The sequence below is a fragment of the Kordiimonas lipolytica genome (genome assembly GCF_042651265.1).
GTDB classification, from domain to species: domain Bacteria; phylum Pseudomonadota; class Alphaproteobacteria; order Sphingomonadales; family Kordiimonadaceae; genus Kordiimonas; species Kordiimonas lipolytica.
Map to the genome: position 1 here is coordinate 214380 of NZ_JBHSCR010000007.1, position 16012 is coordinate 230391.

A 16012-nucleotide genomic window follows, 5' to 3' on the forward strand; every position below is an offset into this window, starting at 1 on the left:
AGCAGCCCGATGAATTATGCTGGCGACTTTCCACAGAGTTGGTTGACGAACATCAAGGAGATTGATGACGACCACCGACACCTCTATGAGATGCTCAACAGTTTCGTAAGCAACAAAGAGCCCACAGCCTATGTCGAGCGGGAATTCCTCGACATGTTTCTGGCGGAGCTAATGAACCACTGCGAAAAAGAAGAGCATATGATGGTCCTCAACAATTATCCCGATGCAGAGAACCATAAAAGCCACCACAGGAAAGTAATCAAACACCTGCTGTCCCTTAGGCATTCAGACATGAGCGCGGTGGACGTAGCCAAGGAATGTCAGAAAGCCTTCATCCGGGACCTTCTGGTGCGCGACATCCCCTTCAAGGAATTCATGCAAAATAAGAAGGCTGAGGCTTAGCCGTCCCCTAACGATTTCAAAGACTGCAACCCACCGATTTGGCCTGGCAGCATGATCAACGGATGCGGCAATGGATAGTGAGCCACCAGCCACTCTACATTCTGCTGTGGTCTAGCCTGCAATTGATTAACTACACCGTTAAATCCGTCCCAGAATTTCTGCTGGCTTTCCATACCGCTGACCAGAAACAAGCTGGTCGGCGCCCCTTGCAGACTCAAGCGGTGCTTAACGCCATCTACGATCGGCTCATAATGAAAAACTGACGGCACAAAGGCAAGATGAGCATCGAACAGCCCGGGATGTTCAGCAAAGGCATACAAAGCATATAAGCCGCCGTATGAATGCCCGGAAATGATGTTCCGCCCAGATGTACGAAAATACGCATCGATATGGGCGCGAAGCTCAACCCCGAGATACTCAGTAAAGGCCGCAGCGCCCTTGTTTGGGGCATAGTCTCGGGTTCGGTTCCCATGGGTATGTACCGCGACAAGGATTACTTCTGGGGTTTCTGTCAGGGCCGCAAGCATACGCGCATTTGCGGCCATCAAGGCACCATGCCTCACCTTTTCACCATCAAGTGAATAAACGACAGGATAGCGGCGAACAGCATTGTCCTCATACCCCGCAGGTAGAAAAACACTGAAGCCCCTCAGCTCATCCAAAACATCTGACCGTAATTGGCCGTCGGTACCGCCTCGATAGAAAAGGGCCAGAAACGCAACAAGGACAGCCGCTGTAACCGCGACCATCCTTGCTAGCCATTTCACAATTTTCTTGTTCAAGCCTACTCCGCCGGGATGCCTTTGGCTTCCTTCTCTTCATGCTCTTTCAACTGGCTGGCCACATGACCGGGCGACTTGGTAAAGCGCGCAAAATAGTCATAGAAGACCGGAATGATGAAGAGCGTGAAGAAAGTGGCCACGATTACGCCGCCGAATACCGTCACACCAATGGTGATGCGGCTGTTGGCCCCTGCGCCCGCCGCCATCATCAGCGGCACGGCACCCATGGCCGTCGAAAGGCCCGTCATCATGATCGGACGCAGGCGGGTTTTGGAGGCGTCCAGGATAGCATCACGGATGTCTTCGCCTTCATCCCGCAACTGGTTGGCAAACTCAACAATCAGGATGCCGTTCTTGGCCGCCAGACCAATGAGCATGATGAGCCCCAGTTGGCTATAGATATTGAGCGTACTGCCAGCCACATAAAGGCCTAAAAGCCCGCCCAGCACCGCAAGCGGCACCGTAAGCATGATAATGAACGGGTGAACGAAGCTTTCGAACTGAGCCGCAAGGATCAGGAACACCACAACAAGCGCCAGCACAAAGATGAAGTAAATATCGCTGCCCGCTTCCTTATATTCGCGGGTTGCGCCCTTATAGTCGATCTTGGTCACGTCCGGGATCTGGTCGCGCACAATGCCTTCGACATGTTCAAGCACTTCGCCCAGCGTAAAGCCTTCACCCAGACTGCCAGACAACGTCAGCGCCCGCACGCGGTTGTAACGCCGCAGGCTGCCTGCACCCGAAACTTCATCCACATTAACAAGGTTCGACAGCGGGATCAGCTCGCCCGTACGGCCGGACGCAACATGGATGTTTTCCATATCCAGCGGCTGGCGACGGTCGGCTTCTTCTGCCTGCAGGATCACATCATATTCTTCGCCGTCCTGCACGAAGGTGGTCACACGCCTACCGCCCATCATGGTCTCAAGCGTCCGGCCAATGGCCTGAATGGATACACCCATGTCAGCCGCCCTCGCCCGGTCAATCCGCACCTTGAACTGCGGCTGGGTTTCTCGGTAGTCCGCGTCCAGCCCCACAATGCCCGGATAATCCTGTAGTTCCTCAAGCATGATCTGCTTGAAACGGCCAAGGTCGTCATAGGTGTCACCACCGATAACAAACTCGAAGGCTTCCCCGCCGCCGCGCCGCGTCAGGCCGGATGTTTCAATCGGGATCGCCATGGCGCCTGGCACATTCATGATCAGCTTTGGCCGCAGTTCATTTAGAATTTCGGTCGAACTGCGTTCACGCTGGTCCCATGGGCTCAGGATCAGGAAGCCCCAACCGCCGCCGCCGTCAACGCGCAGGAGGATGCGAACCATCTCACCGCTGTCCAGAAGCGGCTGCACCTGTTCTTCTATCTTATAGACCTGTTCTTCCATGAACTCATGGCTGGCGCCCTCAGGCCCGCGGATCACCATGAAAAGACCGCCCCGGTCCTCAATGGGCGCCAGTTCGGCAGGAATCCGCTGCTGCAGCCCGGCAATCAGGCCAAAGCAGGTCAGGAAACACAGGGTAATGATAGCCTTGTTCGCCAAACACACCTTCAGGATATTGCCGTAGCCTTCCTGCAGGCGCTTGAAAGCGCGGTCCAGCATCTTGGCGAAGGCCGGTTTCTTGTTGCGGCGGCGCACCAGCTTGGAACACAGCATGGGCGAAAGCGTCAGCGCCACAAGGCTTGAGAAGGCCACAGCCGCCGTCATGGTGATGGCAAGCTCGCCAAATAGACGGCCCACGTTCCCGGTCAGGAACATGATGGGCACGAACACGCCAATCAGCACCATCGTGGTTGCGATAACAGCGAAAGACACCTGGCGCGCGCCGCGGTAAGCCGCCAGAAGCCCGGGTTCACCCTCTTCCACCCGGCGATAGATATTCTCCAGCACCACAATGGCATCATCGACCACAAGGCCAATGGCCATCACAAGGCCCAGCAGCGTGATCAGGTTGATCGATACGCCGGTGATATTCAGCACCCAGAAGCTGGCGATAATACACACAGGCACTGTCACGGCCGGTACCAGCACCGTTTTTATGTTCCCCAGGAACAGATACAGCACCAGCACCACCAGCCCCATGGCAACCGCCAGCGTGAAATAAACCTCGTCGATGGCTTTTTCAATGAAGACAGAGCTATCGTAGGACGCCAGCAAATCCATGCTTTCCGGGAGGGTTTCGCGAATGCGGTCCATTTCCGCTTTCGCGGCTTGGGCAACTGCAAGCGTATTGCCTTTGGACTGCTTCACGACGCCAAGGCCAATGATCGGGATGCCATTGCCGCGGAAAGTCCGCTCATCGCGTTCTGCGCCCAATTCAACACGGGCAATATCGCCGAGCCGCACAAAGCCGCCGTCAGCCCCTTCCCTGATCACCATGGTCTGAAAGTCTTCAGGGCGGGCATATTCGCGGTTCAGGCGCACAATGGTATCGCGGTTGATCGACTGGATCTTGCCGGCAGGTAATTCCACGTTCTCAGAGCGCATCACGCTTTCGATGTCTTGCACCGTAATGCCGCGCGCGGCCATGGCCTGACGATCAAGGTGGATACGGATGGCATATCGCTTCTGCCCGCCAATGCGCACACCTGCCACGCCGTCCACCACAGACAGTCGGTCAACGATGTTGCGCTCCGCATAATCTGTCAGCTGCAGGATATCCATCACCGGACTTGTAAGGCTGAACCAAATGATCGGGCGGGTATCACTGTCTGCCTTGGAGACCTCAGGTGGCTCGACTTCTTCCGGCAGGTTATTGAGGACCCGGCTGACGCGGTCGCGCACGTCATTGGCAGCGGCGTCAATCTCGCGGTTCAGCATAAACTCAATGGTAATGTTGGAGCGGCCATCGCTCGATGTGCTCTCGATCGTCTTGATCCCCGGCACACCGGCAATCGCGCTTTCGATAATCTGGGTAACGCGGGTTTCCACAACAGCCGCATTCGCGCCCGGATAATTGGTGCGGATACCCACCACTGGCGGGTCAACATCCGGCAGTTCACGGACAGAAAGCTGCTGGAAGCTGAGAACGCCGAAGGCGATCAGCAGCAGGCTGATAACCGTCGCAAAAACTGGTCGTTTAACGGAAACATCGGTCAGGATCATGATGCGCCTCCAGCCGCTTTATCCGCTGCCATATCGATAACTTTCATGCCGGCCCGGCCAAGGCGCATGGTGCCCTCGGTTACAACGCGCTCACCCGCCTCAAGACCGCTTGTCACCTCAACATACCCCGGGCGGCGCAATCCAAGTGTTACTTCACGGCGTTCAGCATCATCGCCCTTCACCACAAAGACATAGGTCTTGCCACCAGTTGGGACAACGGACTCCTCAGGCACGCCAATCGCTTGCCAGGACCGGTTAATAACTTCAACCCGCATCAGAAGTCCCGGACGCAATGCATTGTCATCGTTGGGAATTTCCGCCCTAACGATAACCGACCGGGTTACAGGGTCTACCCGGCTATCAATGGTCGTAACCACGCCTTTGAATAGGCGGTCCGGATAGGCGGAAACCTTGGCCTCGACTTCCTGGCCGGGCTTCAGCGTTGCGATAAACCGCTCTGGTACGGAAAAGTCCAGCTTGATGGTGTCGATGGCATCGATGGTTGTGATTGGCGTGTTTGGCGTGATCAGCGAGCCTTCGCTAACCTGCCTGAGGCCCAGAAGCCCGTCAAAGGGCGCCTTGATGCGCTGGTCGGCCAACCGCGCAGCAGAGGCCTCCACACGGAAGCGCGCCTCATCCAGCCGACGCCGCTCAGTATCAAGTGCCGCGGGCGAGGCATTGCCCTGTTTAACCAGATTTTCGATCCGCCGGAAAGACCGTTCGGCTTCGCGCAGATTGGCTTCGGCTTCCTGCAACTGGGCTTTCTCTTCAATGTCTTCAAGTTCCACCAGAACCTGACCGGCCTTAACGATATCACCGTCATCAAAATGCACAGCGCGAACAGTATCGGATACACGCGGTGTCAGGGTCACGGATTCCCTGGCATTTGCTGTGCCAAGAGCTTCAACGATATCGGTAAAGGTGCGCAGGTCCGCAGATGTTGTCACGACACTGACAGCCCGTGGGCCACGGCCTCGTTCACCAACATCGCCATCCCCTATCAACAGCCAAGCTGCAGCGCCAGCCAGTGTCAAGAAGATAGCCCCCAATATCAAACGACCCGAATTCATAAATGCCTCATTTTCTGAAACCGCTCGGACATCATTACGAACGGCACCCAAAACCAGATTAACTCATCAACGCTTTTGTAAAGTTCTTCAAACAGATAGCAATACTATAGCACCATAATTGAGAGACCTTCTGCCCCTAAATTAAATGCAATCATTCAAAATTGCGTCAGCCTGTTCAGGCTTTGCGATAAACGGAAGTTACGAAGGCCTGTGCGTCAGGCACCCAGATAATTCGCAACATGCTGCTCAAATCGTTCGCCAAGCTCGGCAACGCCAACCGGAAGCTGGTATCCCGGCCGAAAAAGCGCAATCTTCCGCTTGTAGTCAAAGCCTTGCAGGTGAACGGCAGCGACCCTGTCGTCAACCAGGCTTTCCGGCACAACCGTTCCGCCCAGGCCCGCCGCAACCATCGCAATCGCACGGCTGTCATTCGGAGTGCGGTACACAAGGCGGGGCCGGATATTCTGGTCAGTAAAATAACGGCTGGTTTCTGAGAGGACCTCACACCGGCTGCGAACAATCATATATTCCTCCGCCAGATCAGCCGCAGACACACGTGTGCGGGCGGAAAGCGGGTGGTCCTTCGCCAGAATGAAGCTGTAGCTTTCCTCATAAAGCGGTAGCGCGACGTCCTCGCCCTGCCCCCGGTGGATCGACAGCGCATAATCCAGGCTTCGGTCATCCAACCGGTTTGTCAGTTCCTGTTCGGTGCCGTCGAAAATTTCAATCGTCGCGCGCGGCTCAGCCTGCTTGAAAGCGGCCAGCATTTCGCCCATGCCCCGGTTCGACAAGGTTGTCAGGATACCAAGCCTGACCACAGGGGCTGCCACGTCGGCCTCCAGCACCTGAACCGCCATGTTGCATTCGTGCAGAATGGCCTTGGCGCGCGGCAGAAAACGCGTACCGGCATCCGTCAGGAACACCCGCCTGTTTGACCGCTCAAACAGCGTGTGCCCAAGCTGGCCTTCAAGCTTCTTGATGCCGGCAGAAAGCGTTGGCTGCGTAACGAAAACACGGTCCGCCGCGCGGGTAAAGCTACCCGTCTCCACAACCGCCAGAAAATACTTCAGCAGATACAAATCCATTATAGACACCGTCTATGGTTTCCATTTTTCCATTCGATTGTACCAATATCACGATCTGCCGTAAACTGCCATGCGTAACCAAAGCAGACCCTGATCTCTGAAAGGGTGCGGACGGGAGACCTCATACATGTCAATCATCCATTCCGGCGTTGTGGCCGGGAGCGCTGATTTTGAAGCCAACGCGGCCCATATGCAGGCCCAGGTAGATGACCTTAAATCGAAGATCGCCCAGATATCCCTGGGTGGGCCAGAACGTGCGCGCGAAAAACATCTGTCTCGCGGGAAGCTTTTGCCACGTGACCGGGTAAACACCTTGATCGACCCAGGCACCGCGTTCCTGGAGCTATCGCAACTGGCGGCTTACGGCATGTATGACGCTGATATCTCTGCGGGCGGCGTCATCACAGGCATTGGTCGCGTTGAGGGCACGGAATGCATGATCGTTTGCAATGACGCCACAGTCAAAGGCGGCACCTACTACCCGATGACGGTGAAAAAGCACCTGCGGGCGCAAGAGATCGCGCGCGAAAACAAGCTTCCCTGCATTTATCTGGTGGATAGCGGCGGCGCCAACCTGCCAAACCAGGACGACGTCTTCCCCGACCGCGACCATTTCGGTCGCATCTTCTATAACCAGGCGCAGATGTCGGCTGAGGGCATCCCACAGATCGCTGTTGTAATGGGCAGCTGTACAGCAGGCGGCGCTTATGTTCCCGCGATGGCAGACGAAAGCATCATTGTCCAAAACCAGGGCACCATCTTCCTGGGCGGACCGCCTTTGGTGAAGGCCGCAACAGGCGAAGTGGTATCAGCCGAAGACCTTGGTGGCGGGGACGTTCATGCCCGCACATCTGGCGTGGTGGACCATCTAGCAAAGGATGACTATCACGCGCTTGGCATCGCGCGGCGGATTGTCTCCAACCTGAACCGGGAAAAGCGCATTCCATTGAAAGTGCGTGAAACACGCGCCCCGCTCTATGACCCACGCGAGATTTACGGCGTAATCCCGAAGGACAGCCGCCATCCCTATGATATCCGCGAGATTATCGCGCGTATCGTGGACGGCAGCGAATTTGACGAATTCAAGAAGCTTTACGGCGAAACGCTGGTGTGCGGCTTTGCCCATATCCACGGCTTCCCGGTGGGGATTGTGGCCAACAACGGCGTGCTCTTCTCAGAAAGCGCGCTCAAGGGTGCTCACTTTGTGGAACTTTGCGCCCAGCGGGGTATTCCGCTGGTATTCCTCCAGAACATCACCGGCTTCATGGTCGGCCAGAAGTATGAAAATGGCGGCATCGCCCGCGACGGTGCCAAAATGGTAACCGCTGTTGCCTGCGCCAATGTGCCCAAATTCACCATCCTGATTGGCGGCAGCTTCGGCGCTGGCAACTACGGCATGTGTGGCCGGGCCTATCAGCCGCGCTTCCTTTGGATGTGGCCGAACGCCCGCATTTCCGTGATGGGCGGGGAACAGGCCGCAGGCGTGCTCGCAACCGTCAAGCGCGACGGCATGGAAGCCCGCGGTGAGGACTGGTCGGCAGAGGACGAAGAGGCGTTCAAGGCACCCATCCGCGACATGTATGAGGAACAGGGCCACCCCTATTACGCCAGCGCGCGCCTTTGGGACGACGGCGTGATTGACCCCGCAGACACACGCCGCGTGCTTGGGCTTGCCCTCTCCGCCTCCATGAACGCCCCGGCTGAAGAAACGCGCTTCGGCGTGTTCCGTATGTAAGGAGTAACTGTCATGTGTGATGTAAAACCACTTCTTTGCAGCATTGACGACCGCGGCGTCGCAACCGTAACGCTGAACCGCGCAGACGTTCACAACGCGTTTAATGACGACTTGATCTGGGAGCTCCAGAACGCCTTCAAGACGCTGGGCGAAAACCCTGAAGTCCGCGCCATCGTGCTGACGGGCGCAGGCAAAAGCTTTTCCGCGGGCGCAGACCTTAACTGGATGAAAGCGGCGGCAGAGTATACCGACGAGCAGAACAAGCGCGACGCCATCGCGCTTTCAGACATGCTGTCGACGCTCAACGGCTGCCCCAAGCCCACAATCGCTATCGTCAACGGTGCCACCTTTGGCGGCGGCATAGGGCTTGTCTCCTGCTGCGATATCGCCATCGCGGTGGATGACGCCAAATTCTCATTGTCTGAAGTGCGGCTTGGGCTGACGCCCGCGACCATCTCGCCCTATGTTGTCGCCGCCATCGGCGAACGCCAGGCGCGCCGATATTTCCTGACTGCTGAGCGGTTTGACGCGACGGAAGCCCTCACGATCGGACTGGTGCATGAAACTGCCCCGTCGCTTCAGGAAGCCTTTTCAAAGGCGCATATCTTCCTGAAGAACATACTGGCAGGCGCGCCTGGCGCTCAGCGGGATGCCAAGGCGTTGATCTCCGCAGTCAAGAACAAGCCGATCACCGAAGAACTACGCACCGACACAGCAGAGCGTATTGCGAAGCGACGCGCCAGTGTTGAGGGCAAGGAAGGCCTGTCAGCGTTCTTTGACAAACGCAAACCGGAATGGAGCATTGACGCATGACGAACCGCATCAAAAAGCTTCTGATTGCCAACCGGGGCGAGATTGCCTGCCGCGTCATGGCCACTTGCCGCCAGTTGGGCATCAAAACGGTTGCTGTCTATTCGGCCGCTGACGCCCATGCCCTGCACGTCAAAATGGCCGACGAAGCCGTATTCATCGGCCCTGCTGCTGCATCCGAAAGCTATCTTGTCGGCGACAAGATTATCGACGCCTGCCGGCGCACAGGCGCCGATGCGGTGCACCCAGGCTATGGCTTCCTATCTGAAAACCCGGGCTTTGCCGAAGCCCTTGAGGAAGCCGGTATCATCTTTGTGGGCCCGTCTGCCGCATCCATGCGGGCGATGGCGCTCAAAGGTGCCGCCAAGAAGCTGATGGAAGACGCGGGCGTGCCCGTTGTCCCCGGCTATCACGGCGAAGACCAGTCTTTGGAAACCCTGACACAGGAAGCTGAGAAAATCGGTTATCCTGTGCTGATCAAGGCCGTCGCTGGCGGCGGCGGCAAGGGCATGCGCAAGGTGTTTGACGCCAAGGACCTTGCAGCAGCAATCGAAGCAGCGGCCCGGGAAGGCCAAAACAGTTTCGGCAACCCCGAACTCTTGATCGAAAAATACATCCAGAAACCACGCCACATTGAAGTGCAAGTGTTTGGCGACAGCGACGGGCATGCCGTTCATCTTCTGGAACGCGACTGCTCCCTTCAGCGCCGCCACCAGAAAGTGGTCGAAGAAGCCCCTGCTCCCGGCATGAGCCTTGAGATGCGCCGCGCGATGGGTCAGGCTGCCGTCACGGCCGCTGAAGCCATTGGCTACCAAGGCGCAGGCACGGTGGAATTCATTGTGGATGTCGCGAACGGGCTTGAGAACGCGCCCTTCTATTTCATGGAAATGAATACGCGCCTGCAGGTGGAACACCCTGTAACCGAAATGATCACGGGCCAGGACCTTGTGGAATGGCAAATCCGCATCGCCGAAGGTAAACCGCTGCCGCTGAGCCAGGACGAAATTGAAGTGCTGGCAGACGGCCACGCGGTTGAAGTGCGGCTTTATGCGGAAGACCCCTTCAACAATTTCGCGCCCTCCATCGGACGTATCGGCATGTTTGACCCGTTTGCTGACACTGTCCCCACAGGCCGCATTGACGCGGGTGTTCAGGCAGGCGATGAGGTCTCCATCCACTATGACCCGATGATCGGCAAGCTGATCGCCTGGGGCGAGGACCGCGAGCAAGCCATCGACGCGCTCATTAATCTTGTTTCCGACACGCCAGTTTCGGGCCTGACGACCAACCGGGATTTCCTGCTGCGCGCGCTCAAGCATCAAGACTTCCGCGCGGGTGATGTCCACACAGGCTTTATCGAGGCTTATGAAGATACGCTGTTGGCGAAACACGTGGTCAGCGCTGAGGATTATGCCATGGCTGCCATCGCGATCGTTGCCGCAAGGAGTGCCCGCGCACATGACGATGACCCTTGGTCAATCAGCGACAATTTCCGGCTGAACCTGCCTGCAACAGAACTGCTGTGGTTTGACGCCGGGGACGGCGAGCTTGTTACCGCCCATGTGGTTGAAGACCGCCAGAATGTATCTGTGACCATTGGCGACAAGACCTTTGCTGCTAAATGCGCTCATCTGGTGGACGGCATTCTAACCTTCAGCCAGGACGGCTTGCGCACGCGACTATTCGCGGAAGTGGACGCTGCTCATGTAACGCTGGTGACGGAAGACCGCACGCTGACGATCAAGCGCCACGCCCGCGATGGCGGTGCGGACGATGAAACCGATGGCCCAGGCACTATCACAGCGCCCATGCCCGGCAAGATCCTGGATGTAAAGGTGGCGGACGGCGAAACCGTTGAACGTGGCCAGCCGCTTCTGGTGATGGAAGCCATGAAGATGGAACAAACGATCAGCGCCCCACGGGACGGCGTTGTTACGGGGCTGAGCCTCAAGGCAGGCGATCAGGTCGCAGACGGCGCCACGCTATTGACGATCAACGACGAATAAATAAGCGAGTAAGGGACAAAAAAATGTTTGAGTTTCCCCATTTGAAATTCGGCCACGGCGAAGACCTGGAGATGTTGCGCGAAACAGTAGCCCGCTTCGCCCGAGATGAGATTGCGCCGCGGGCCGAAGAAATTGATGCAACCAACACCTTCCCATCTGACCTTTGGCAGAAAATGGGGGAGCTAGGCATCCTGGGCATGACAGCGCCAGAGGAATTCGGCGGCGCCGACATGGGATACCTGGCGCATGTGATCGCGATGGAAGAAATCAGCCGCGCGTCCGCAAGCGTGGGCCTGAGCTACGGTGCGCATTCGAACCTGTGTGTCAACCAGATCACGAAGAACTGCAACGAAGAACAGAAAGCCAAATATCTGCCAAAGCTGATCTCCGGCGAACATGTTGGCGCGCTTGCCATGTCAGAGCCTGGTGCGGGGTCTGACGTTGTGTCGATGCGCCTGAAGGCGGAAAAGCGCAACGACGGCTATATGCTGAACGGCAACAAGATGTGGATCACCAACGGGCCAGACGCCGATGTACTGATGGTTTACGCGAAAACAGACCCAGACGCCGGCCCGCGCGGCATCACCGCGTTCCTGGTTGAGAAAGGCATGAAGGGCTTCTCAACCGCGCAGAAATTGGACAAGCTGGGCATGCGCGGCTCCAACACCTGCGAACTGGTGTTTGAAGACTGCCTCGTGCCGTTCGAGAATGTCGTGCGCGAAGAAGGTGATGGCGTGAAGGTGCTGATGTCCGGCCTGGATTATGAGCGTGTTGTGCTCTCTGGCGGGTCGCTTGGCATCATGCGCGCCTGCCTTGATACGGTCATCCCATACGTTCACGAGCGCAGCCAGTTTGGCAAAGCCATCGGCGAATTCCAGCTGATGCAGGGTAAACTTGCTGACATGTACAGCACCTGGGGTGCCTGCCGTGCCTATGTTTACGCTGTGGCCGAAGCCTGTGACCGCGGCGAGACCACGCGCAAGGACGCCGCTGGCTGCATTCTCTATGCATCCGAGAAAGCAACCTGGATGGCGGGCGAAGCGATCCAGACTTTGGGCGGTAATGGCTATATCAACGAATATCCGACTGGTCGCCTGTGGCGCGACGCCAAACTTTACGAGATTGGCGCGGGCACATCGGAGATCCGCCGCATGCTGATCGGCCGCGAACTGTTCAAGGAAACGGCCTAATCAACTGACTTTGGCGGGCGGAAGGCCAAAGCTGAATTTCTAAATGCTAGAGCGAAAAAAGGGAGCCAATGGCTCCCTTTTCTATTCTCTCCCGCGCCCTCTAAAAGCTTACAGTCACAGCAAGCCGGGCATTCAGCGGTGGTGCCACCGTCACCTGATGGGTTGAATGCGACGTTGGGAAGTATGTCTTGTCTGTAAGGTTCTCAACATTCAACTGCACCCGCATGTTGTCTGACACATCATAGTATGCAGCCGCATCAAAGCGCGTGAAGGACGGAAGCACTGCAGTGTTACTGTTATTGATGAAGCTTTCATCCTGATACGTCATGCCCAGGCCGACACCAAAATTATCGGTAAGGCGAATATTGTTCCAGATCGACAGCATATGCTCTGGCAATTCCTGCGGGCGAAGCCCCGTATCGCCAGATCGGTTAACCTGTTCACCGTCCAGATAGCTGTATCCGGCAGAGATGAACCAGTGATCAGTTACCTTGCCGATCACCTGGAACTCAAAGCCACTGATCTTGCTATCGATCACGTCCAGCGTTTCAGGGTCGGAGTCAGCAACCTGCGGTGAGCTTTTCTCGATCTCGAAAACGGCAGCCGTCAGGCTCAGCTTGTCGGAAAAGTCCCACTTGATGCCTGCCTCAAGGTTTTTGTAAGTATCTGGGTCCAGCTCGTTGTTGGCCCCGTTGATGTTGGCAAACTGTTCTCCGCTTCGCGGCAAAAAGCTCTCGCTGTAGCTGGCGTAGATGGAGGTGTTTTCCTGCGGCTTCAGAATCACGCCGAAGCGCGGGGACACGCGGTCGTCCTTGCGGGTCCGGACTTCATCGGCTGGCACATTATAGACTTCAATATCGAAGCTGTCGTAACGGGCACCAATCACAAGATCAGCCCACTCTGCCAGCTCAATCTGATCTTGAATATAAACAGAGAAGGCATCGATATCCACGCGGGTATCGTCATTCAGATCAACAGAGAAATCGTTTGTTGTTGCGACACCCGATGCGTTCACACCGATCCCATTCACCAGGTTCAGCGGCCGGGCAATATCGAAGATTTCATTATCGTCTGACGTCGTGTCCCAGAATGCATTGAAACGGTACTGGTCGGATGATGTTGCGATATATTCAACACCGCCGATCAGCGTGTGGCCAATGCGGCCCGTCTTGCCTTCCGCAACCAAATTGCCTGACAGGATCAGGTTTTCACGGTTGGTCTGATCTTCATAGCCGTCGAGCGTGACCTGATTTGGCGTATTGGCCTCGTCATAGCTGGAGGCATAGAAATTGCCATAGAACTTGTCATAATCGCCATAGAAAGCGCTGACATTACCTTTGACGTTATCAGAGAACTGGTGCTGAACAGCAGCGCGGAACAGGTTCGCCTTAAGCGTCGTCACGTTCACCTCAGGGTCGCCAAAGACGATATCCTTGAAGGCCTCCACTGGCCGGCCATCTTCACCTGTCGGGATACCCCGGTCGATAAAACGCTCATGGTCGATATATTCGTAGGACACATCTACGATGGTATCCTCGCCCAGCAGGAATTTCGCCGTCGGGTTGAAGCCAACACGCTCGCCATCAAAGAAATCTCGGTGATTGTTCAGGCCCTCATACATGGCGTTGATGCGGAAGGCCGCGTTCTCGCCAGCATCAAAATTGCTGTCAACCTGAACGCCATAGGCGCCAAAGGTGTCAATTGAAGCCTGAGCAGTTGTGAAGCTCTCGCCAATCATACCCTTTTTGGTCACCCTGTTCAGGACGCCGCCAGTGCCACCACGACCAAAAAGCAAAGCATTGGGGCCACGAAGAATTTCAACCTGTTCGAGGTTATAAAGGGGACGGTAGTATTGAACGTCATCCCGTGCGCCATCGATATAGAAGTCAGCGGTCGAGCGAACACCACGGAACACGATGGCGTCACGGTGCCCCTCACCCTGCGTATTGCTGACACCCGGTGTGTAATCAACAATCGCGGCAACACTTGTGAAGCCACGCTCTAGAATCTCGCCAGCGGTATACAGGGATAGGCTCTGCGGTACATCGATGATCGGGGTCGGTGCCTTCAGCGAGTTAACCTGATCCGAGAAAAGCACACGACCAGTAACGACAATTTCTTCAGCCACGTCGTATGCATCAAGCGCCTCAACGGTTTCTTCCGCCAAAACAGAGGCGGATAGACCGGTAGACGTCAGCAAAGCGATCAACAAGCTGGATTTGATTTCAGGCATAAAGGACTCCGTGATGATAGTATTCTCTCGCCCTCAGAGCGGTTTTCCATGCTCCATGACCGGTAAGAACAAAAAGCCGATTATAACTTTTGCCTCGTGTTCCGATGCGGAGCCTGCACCGAGTGACGGAGGTGCTTTTAACTTAAGAAAATTGTTATTGCAATTAATAATGCTTCGCAAGAACAAAAAAGATTCAAACACACATGGGACCTGTTGCGGCACCGTATGCCGGATTGACATCAGCAACAGAAAATCCCGTTATTTCAAGGACCTACTCGCCTAATGATATGGTGGAATATGAAAGTGTCCGCCGCTAATCGGCGCATGTCAGGGCACAGCGGGTAGAATCCACGACACCCTGACATGGCTTTTCTTGTTCCAAGGAATAGCTTTGGAAAGTAGCAGGCGTGATTACACCCGGTTTCTCGATCAGCTATAACCCGATCCGGATCGGATCTCCTTCGAGAGGCCTGAGCAAGGCAGCGGTTCCTTCGAAGTTCGACAGGATTTCCTGTGCCTGTTCTGGCGACACAACAGTCAGGACTGTCGACAGCCCGTCAGCAATGGTGGCCGTAGGCGCAGTGACGGTAACGCTGTGATACCGGTTTTCGCTCAGCCCTGTCTTGGGATTGAACAGATGGTGTACTGTTCCGCCTGTATTGAAGGCGGACCCGCTTGGCGCCGATGTCGATACTGCCCCGTCCGTCACCTCCAGCGTGTCAAAAACCCGCCATGGCGCAGTCGCGTCCGGAATATCCACCTTCCAGGGCTGGACGCTTCCGTCTGGTTGAGGCCGCCCGCCAAAGGCGCGGTATTCGCCTATATTGATAAGTGCGTGTTCAAAGCCACGCTTGCGCAAAATCTCATAGGTCCTGTCCGTCAGGTAACCCTGTACAATACCGTTGAAACTGAGCGCCATGCCCTTAGCGGCAAAACGGATATTGGCTCCGTCGACCTGCACCTTGTCCAGACCGATTTTTGCGCGGGCTGCTGCAATAGCCTCCTGCGTCGGGCCCGGATCTCCAGCGGGCCGCGGCGTTGCATAATAGCCTGAATAGAGCTCCCAAAGCGGCTGGATAGTCGGGTCAAAAAGGCCATCGCTGGCGCGCCAGATGCGACGGCTGACCTCCAGTATCTCATGCATCTCAGGGGCGGCGGGCTCAAGCCTACCTGTCTCATTCAGGCGCGACAACTCAGAGCCGAAAACATAGACCGTGAAGATACCAGCCAGGCGCTTCACTTCGGCTGTGACTTCCTTGATCGCTGCAATGGAAGCCGCATCGTGCTCGTGATACAGCGTCATGCTGGTTTCAGCACCAAGCAGGCTGCCATCCCATTGATACGGCGTTAGATTTTTCAGGCTACTGGCGCTGTCGCCACACCCGCCCAACACCAAGGCGGCTGAACTGCCAGCCACGATCTGCAGGAAGCGTCGTCTCGGCAAGTGGAATTCTTCGGTCATACATTTCCCCTGAAATTCCCGCCTAGTCTAGCGGCTGGAACAGTTCGGTCAAATAAAGCATGCCTGCCCACATGTGATTCTTTCGCTGGAATCCGTTATAGTGCCCGCGCGGGCAATCGGTACCAGTCGTCCG

Annotated in this window: 11 protein-coding genes; 5 read left to right on the top strand and 6 right to left on the bottom strand. The window is 56.2% G+C overall.

Annotated elements, in window-relative coordinates:
- Window positions 1-9 precede the first annotated feature (9 nt).
- Window positions 10-402, top strand: coding sequence for a bacteriohemerythrin (locus ACFO5Q_RS11020; RefSeq protein ID WP_068145535.1), 393 nt, complete (start codon window positions 10-12; stop codon window positions 400-402).
- Here ACFO5Q_RS11020 and ACFO5Q_RS11025 read toward each other — a convergent pair.
- The 4 genes from ACFO5Q_RS11025 to ACFO5Q_RS11040 form a co-directional block, all read right to left on the bottom strand.
- Window positions 399-1184, bottom strand: a complete 786-nt coding sequence (locus ACFO5Q_RS11025; RefSeq protein ID WP_068145531.1) for an alpha/beta hydrolase — start codon at window positions 1182-1184, stop codon at window positions 399-401. The two genes, ACFO5Q_RS11020 and ACFO5Q_RS11025, sit on opposite strands and share 4 nt — an antisense overlap.
- A 2-nt stretch (window positions 1185-1186) precedes the next feature.
- Window positions 1187-4288 (bottom strand): efflux RND transporter permease subunit, encoded by a 3102-nt coding sequence (locus tag ACFO5Q_RS11030; protein ID WP_068145527.1) that lies wholly within the window; start codon window positions 4286-4288, stop codon window positions 1187-1189.
- A complete protein-coding gene (locus ACFO5Q_RS11035; protein WP_082719762.1) occupies window positions 4285-5358 on the bottom strand; it encodes an efflux RND transporter periplasmic adaptor subunit in 1074 nt (357 codons plus the stop codon). The genes ACFO5Q_RS11030 and ACFO5Q_RS11035 overlap by 4 nt, the downstream gene beginning before the upstream one ends.
- 215 nt (window positions 5359-5573) lie before the next feature.
- Window positions 5574-6443, bottom strand: coding sequence for a LysR family transcriptional regulator (locus ACFO5Q_RS11040; RefSeq protein WP_068145522.1), 870 nt, complete (start codon window positions 6441-6443; stop codon window positions 5574-5576).
- A gap of 127 nt (window positions 6444-6570) precedes the next feature.
- Here ACFO5Q_RS11040 and ACFO5Q_RS11045 point away from each other — a divergent pair, with 127 nt between their 5' ends.
- The 4 genes from ACFO5Q_RS11045 to ACFO5Q_RS11060 are packed head-to-tail and all read left to right on the top strand — an operon-like array spanning window position 6571 to window position 12184.
- On the top strand, window positions 6571-8178 hold the full coding sequence (locus ACFO5Q_RS11045; RefSeq protein WP_068145517.1) for a carboxyl transferase domain-containing protein: 1608 nt from the start codon (window positions 6571-6573) through the stop codon (window positions 8176-8178).
- Window positions 8179-8190: 12 nt separating this feature from the next.
- Entirely contained in the window at window positions 8191-8991 is an 801-nt protein-coding gene (locus ACFO5Q_RS11050; RefSeq protein ID WP_068145515.1) for an enoyl-CoA hydratase/isomerase family protein, read from the top strand.
- Window positions 8988-10994, top strand: coding sequence for an acetyl/propionyl/methylcrotonyl-CoA carboxylase subunit alpha (locus ACFO5Q_RS11055; RefSeq protein ID WP_068145511.1), 2007 nt, complete (start codon window positions 8988-8990; stop codon window positions 10992-10994). The genes ACFO5Q_RS11050 and ACFO5Q_RS11055 overlap by 4 nt, the downstream gene beginning before the upstream one ends.
- Window positions 10995-11017: 23 nt before the next feature.
- The gene (locus tag ACFO5Q_RS11060) at window positions 11018-12184 is read left to right on the top strand and encodes an isovaleryl-CoA dehydrogenase (protein WP_068145508.1); all 1167 of its coding nucleotides are present in this window, start codon (window positions 11018-11020) and stop codon (window positions 12182-12184) included.
- A gap of 100 nt (window positions 12185-12284) precedes the next feature.
- Here the strand turns inward: ACFO5Q_RS11060 and ACFO5Q_RS11065 are convergent, their stop codons facing one another.
- Complete coding sequence (locus ACFO5Q_RS11065; RefSeq protein ID WP_068145504.1) at window positions 12285-14417, bottom strand: TonB-dependent receptor; 2133 nt, start codon at window positions 14415-14417, stop codon at window positions 12285-12287.
- 433 nt (window positions 14418-14850) lie between these two features.
- The gene (locus ACFO5Q_RS11070; RefSeq protein ID WP_068145501.1) at window positions 14851-15879 is read right to left on the bottom strand and encodes an FAD:protein FMN transferase; all 1029 of its coding nucleotides are present in this window, start codon (window positions 15877-15879) and stop codon (window positions 14851-14853) included.
- Between the last annotated feature and the right edge of the window lie 133 nt (window positions 15880-16012).

Bases quoted from the DNA above. Each gene is read 5' to 3' on its own strand.
- ACFO5Q_RS11070 (WP_068145501.1), bottom strand. From the start codon at position 15,879: ATGACCGAAGAATTCCACTTGCCGAGACGACGCTTCCTGCAGATCGTG.
- ACFO5Q_RS11065 (WP_068145504.1), bottom strand. From the start codon at position 14,417: ATGCCTGAAATCAAATCCAGCTTGTTGATCGCTTTGCTGACGTCTACC.
- ACFO5Q_RS11035 (WP_082719762.1), bottom strand. From the start codon at position 5,358: ATGAATTCGGGTCGTTTGATATTGGGGGCTATCTTCTTGACACTGGCT.
- ACFO5Q_RS11045 (WP_068145517.1), top strand. From the start codon at position 6,571: ATGTCAATCATCCATTCCGGCGTTGTGGCCGGGAGCGCTGATTTTGAA.
- ACFO5Q_RS11060 (WP_068145508.1), top strand. From the start codon at position 11,018: ATGTTTGAGTTTCCCCATTTGAAATTCGGCCACGGCGAAGACCTGGAG.
- ACFO5Q_RS11050 (WP_068145515.1), top strand. From the start codon at position 8,191: ATGTGTGATGTAAAACCACTTCTTTGCAGCATTGACGACCGCGGCGTC.
- ACFO5Q_RS11055 (WP_068145511.1), top strand. From the start codon at position 8,988: ATGACGAACCGCATCAAAAAGCTTCTGATTGCCAACCGGGGCGAGATT.
- ACFO5Q_RS11030 (WP_068145527.1), bottom strand. From the start codon at position 4,288: ATGATCCTGACCGATGTTTCCGTTAAACGACCAGTTTTTGCGACGGTT.
- ACFO5Q_RS11040 (WP_068145522.1), bottom strand. From the start codon at position 6,443: ATGGATTTGTATCTGCTGAAGTATTTTCTGGCGGTTGTGGAGACGGGT.
- ACFO5Q_RS11020 (WP_068145535.1), top strand. From the start codon at position 10: ATGAATTATGCTGGCGACTTTCCACAGAGTTGGTTGACGAACATCAAG.